The organism is Mesorhizobium sp. M7A.F.Ca.US.006.04.2.1 (assembly GCF_004022915.1).
Lineage (GTDB): Bacteria > Pseudomonadota > Alphaproteobacteria > Rhizobiales > Rhizobiaceae > Mesorhizobium > Mesorhizobium ciceri.
In genome coordinates, this window is record NZ_RZQA01000709.1 from 1 (window position 1) to 3438 (window position 3438).

At 63.6% G+C, this 3438-nt stretch carries 5 protein-coding genes and 1 pseudogene; 3 read left to right on the plus strand and 3 right to left on the minus strand.

Going from position 1 to position 3438, the window contains the following annotated elements; all coding sequences use genetic code 11:
- A partial coding sequence (locus tag EN925_RS28505) for a site-specific integrase (protein WP_164894445.1) occupies positions 1–112 on the minus strand: 112 nt, incomplete at its 3' end.
- Complete coding sequence (locus EN925_RS28510; RefSeq protein WP_013529356.1) at positions 113–265, minus strand: hypothetical protein; 153 nt, start codon at positions 263–265, stop codon at positions 113–115.
- Between the two features lie 210 nt (positions 266–475).
- Between EN925_RS28510 and EN925_RS28515 the strand changes: the two genes are divergently transcribed.
- Genes EN925_RS28515 through EN925_RS28525 form a run of 3 tightly spaced genes read left to right on the plus strand, consistent with a single transcriptional unit; the run spans position 476 to position 3110 of the window.
- On the plus strand, positions 476–1087 hold the full coding sequence (locus EN925_RS28515; RefSeq protein ID WP_024503735.1) for a shikimate kinase: 612 nt from the start codon (positions 476–478) through the stop codon (positions 1085–1087).
- Positions 1084–2220, plus strand: a complete 1137-nt coding sequence (gene aroB / locus EN925_RS28520) for a 3-dehydroquinate synthase (protein WP_024503736.1) — start codon at positions 1084–1086, stop codon at positions 2218–2220. The genes EN925_RS28515 and aroB overlap by 4 nt, the downstream gene beginning before the upstream one ends.
- On the plus strand, positions 2217–3110 hold the full coding sequence (locus EN925_RS28525) for an HlyC/CorC family transporter (RefSeq protein WP_013529359.1): 894 nt from the start codon (positions 2217–2219) through the stop codon (positions 3108–3110). Before aroB ends, EN925_RS28525 begins: the two co-directional genes overlap by 4 nt.
- Positions 3111–3134: 24 nt before the next feature.
- On the opposite strand, the pseudogene EN925_RS28530 reads toward EN925_RS28525, so the two are convergent.
- Positions 3135–3438 (minus strand): annotated as a pseudogene (locus EN925_RS28530) (SpoVR family protein); the annotation flags it as partial.

A 3438-nucleotide genomic window follows, 5' to 3' on the forward strand; every position in this document is an offset into this window, starting at 1 on the left:
CGCCGGAAGCGTCCTCGAGGTCGCGGCGGTAGGAGGAAAGCGTGTTTTCGGCCGCGCCCCGCTCGGCGCTCATCATTTCCAGAAAGGCTTCGATGCGGGCCGCGCTGTTCATTCAGCTTTTCTTGGGATTGAGCTTTTCCGGAGGGATGCGCACGCTCATTTCCCCCTTCTTTGGCTCGACGAACATCACCAGTGCGAACATCGTACCATAGGCAATGCCAGCCAGAATCGCCGTTACCACGACAAAGCGAAACAGTGTCGGCATCAATTTTCGCCCGTCTTCTTGTTCTGCGTTTCCAAACCCTGTCCCCTTATGGGACGCCAATCCGGCCAATTCAAGGAAGAAGCTGGGGCCTGTTAGCAACTTCTGATGCAGACCCTGCCGGTCCATATCGGGTTCAAGGCACTTGCCACGCTTGACGCAAACGGGCTTTTCATGTCGATACGCCGGCAAAGAGGGCCTTCGAAACATCCGATGAACGCGCTGCCAGCAAATCCTCCAGACGAGAACCACGCCGCGTTGCTCGGCAGGCTGGGCAGCCGTTCCGTCGTCTTCGTCGGACTGATGGGCGCCGGCAAGACGGCGATCGGCCGCAAGGTGGCGACGATGCTGGCGCTGCCCTTCATAGACAGCGACCAGGAGATCGAAAGCGTCTCGCGCATGACCGTTCCGGAACTGTTCGAGCGCTACGGCGAGACCGAATTCAGGGCGCTGGAGCAGCGCGTCATCCTGCGCGTGCTGGAAAACGGGCCGCAGGTGCTGTCGACCGGCGGCGGCGCCTTCATGAATGCGCAGACGCGCGAGGCGATTGCAGCGCAGGGCGTCTCGGTGTGGCTGAAGGCCGAACTCGACCTTCTGATGGATCGCGTCGCCAAGAAACAGAACCGGCCGCTCCTGAAAAGCGCCGACCCGCGCGCCGTGCTGGAGCGGCTGATGGGCGAGCGCTATCCGGTCTACGCGACATCGGACGTCACAGTGCCGACCCGCGACGACCGCAAGGAAGTCATCGCTACCGAGGTGGTGGACGCGCTGTGCCGGCATTTCGGCATTGATCAGGCGGCTGCGACGGGCGAGGTGGAACAGTGAGCATCGAGGCACCCGTTGTCGTCGAAGTCGGCCTTGGCGACCGGACCTACGACATTCTGATCGGCTCGGGGTTGTTGGCCCGCGCGGGTGCCGAGATTGCGCGCCGGCTGCCGGGCACACGCGCCGCGGTCGTCACCGACGCCAATGTCGCGGCAGCGCATCTCGATGCGCTGAAGGCCAGCCTCGAAACGGGTGGCATCCAGACCGCGGTGATCACCCTGCCGCCTGGCGAGAAGACCAAGAGTTTTGCCCATCTCGAAGAGGTGGTCGACGGTGTGCTGGCTGCGAAACTGGAGCGCGGCGACATCGTCATCGCCTTCGGCGGCGGCGTTATCGGCGACCTTGCCGGCTTTGCCGCCGGCATCGTTCGGCGCGGCATGAATTTCGTGCAGATTCCGACCTCGCTGCTGGCGCAGGTCGATTCCTCGGTCGGCGGCAAGACCGGCATCAACAGCCCACGCGGCAAGAACCTTGTCGGCGTCTTCCATCAGCCGAAACTGGTGTTGGCCGACACAGGGGTGCTCGACACGCTGCCGATCCGGGAATTCCGCGCCGGCTATGCCGAGCTCGCCAAATACGGGCTCATCGACCGGCCGGAATTTTTCGCCTGGCTGGAAAAGAATTGGGTCCAGGTTTTTGCCGGCGGGCCGGAGAGGGCGCAGGCGATTGCCGAAGCCTGCCGCGCCAAGGCCGACGTGGTTGCGCGTGACGAGTTCGAGACCGGCGACCGCGCGTTGCTCAATCTCGGCCACACATTCGGCCACGCGCTGGAAGCCGCCACCCAATATGACGGAAGCCGTCTCGTCCATGGCGAAGGGGTCGCCATCGGCATGGCGCTGGCCTACCGGTTCTCGTCGCGGCTCAATCTGGCCAGCCCCGACGATGCCGCGCGCGTCGAGGCGCATCTGCGCGCCGTCGGCCTGCCCTGGCGAATAGCCGACATCCCGGGCGATCTGCCTGACGCCGAGGCGCTGCTTGCCTTTATCACCCAGGACAAGAAGGTGTCGCGCGGCGCGCTAACCTTCATCCTGACGCGCGGCGTCGGCCAGGCTTTCATTGCCAAGGATGTTCCGGCATCGGAAGTGCTGTCGTTTCTGAGGGAAAACCACCCAAAGGAAAGCGACCGGAGATGAACGAGCCCGGCTGGATCGTTGTCGCCGTCCTTGCCATCCTCATCGTGCTGCTCGTTGCCGTGCGCACGCGCCTGCTTGCCATGTTCGGGTACGAGCTTTCGCGCATCGAGCCGCAGCGTTCCAGCCAGGACGAATTGCGCGGCGCGGTCGACGATTTCCGCCGCGACGGCCAGGTGGTGCGCGAGGATCGCGACCGCGTCGGCGGCCTGTTCGATCTCGCCGAACTCGAAGTCTCCGACATCATGGTCCACCGCACCAACATGCGCTCGGTCAATGCCGACAATGCGCCGGAAGCGGTGGTGCGCGAGATTTTGCAAAGCCCGCACACCCGCATGCCGCTGTGGAAAGGTTCGCTCGACAACATCGTCGGCGTGCTGCATGCAAAGGATCTGCTGCGCGCCTTGAACGAAGTCGGCAACGATTTCTCCAGGATCGACGTGATGAAGATCGCTTCGAAACCCTGGTTCGTGCCCGACACCACGACCTTGCAGGAACAGCTCAACGCCTTCCTTCGCCGCAAGGCGCATTTCGCCGTCGTCGTCGACGAATATGGCGAGGTCGAAGGGCTGGTGACGCTGGAGGACATTATCGAGGAGATCGTCGGCGAGATCGCCGACGAGCACGATGTCGACATACAGGGCGTCAAGCAGGAGGCCGACGGCTCCGTGGTCGTCGACGGTACGGTGCCGATCCGTGACCTCAACCGGGCTCTCGACTGGAACCTGCCGGATGAGGAGGCAACCACCATTGCCGGCCTCGTCATCCACGAGACGCAATCGATCCCCGAGGAGAAGCAGGCTTTTACGTTCCACGGCAAGCGCTTCATCGTCATGAAACGCGACAAGAACCGGATCGCAAGGCTGAGGATCAGGCCAGCCGGCGACGCCTGATGTGCGCCGGGAGACCGGGTGCCGTCATCCCGCGATCTGGCTCGTCGAGCGTTCGTGGATCGTCGCGCCGGTCTCGGCATCCATGGCCGCCAGGCTGACTTCATAACCCCAAAGCCTGCGGATGTGACGAAGCGTGGCGTCGCGGCTGGCATCCTCGAGAAGGATGCCGTCATTGACCTTGTGCTGCAGCCGCAAATGGCGGTCGCCGAGCAGATCGACATCCACCACCTGAATGTCCGGCCGGTTCGCGCCGAGATCATAACTGTTGGCGAGCGCGGCGCGTATCTTGGCGTAGCCGCGCTCATCGTGGATGGACGCGACCAGGCAA

Bases quoted from the DNA above. Each gene is read 5' to 3' on its own strand.
- EN925_RS28510 (WP_013529356.1), bottom strand. From the start codon at position 265: ATGCCGACACTGTTTCGCTTTGTCGTGGTAACGGCGATTCTGGCTGGC.
- EN925_RS28515 (WP_024503735.1), top strand. From the start codon at position 476: ATGAACGCGCTGCCAGCAAATCCTCCAGACGAGAACCACGCCGCGTTG.
- EN925_RS28525 (WP_013529359.1), top strand. From the start codon at position 2,217: ATGAACGAGCCCGGCTGGATCGTTGTCGCCGTCCTTGCCATCCTCATC.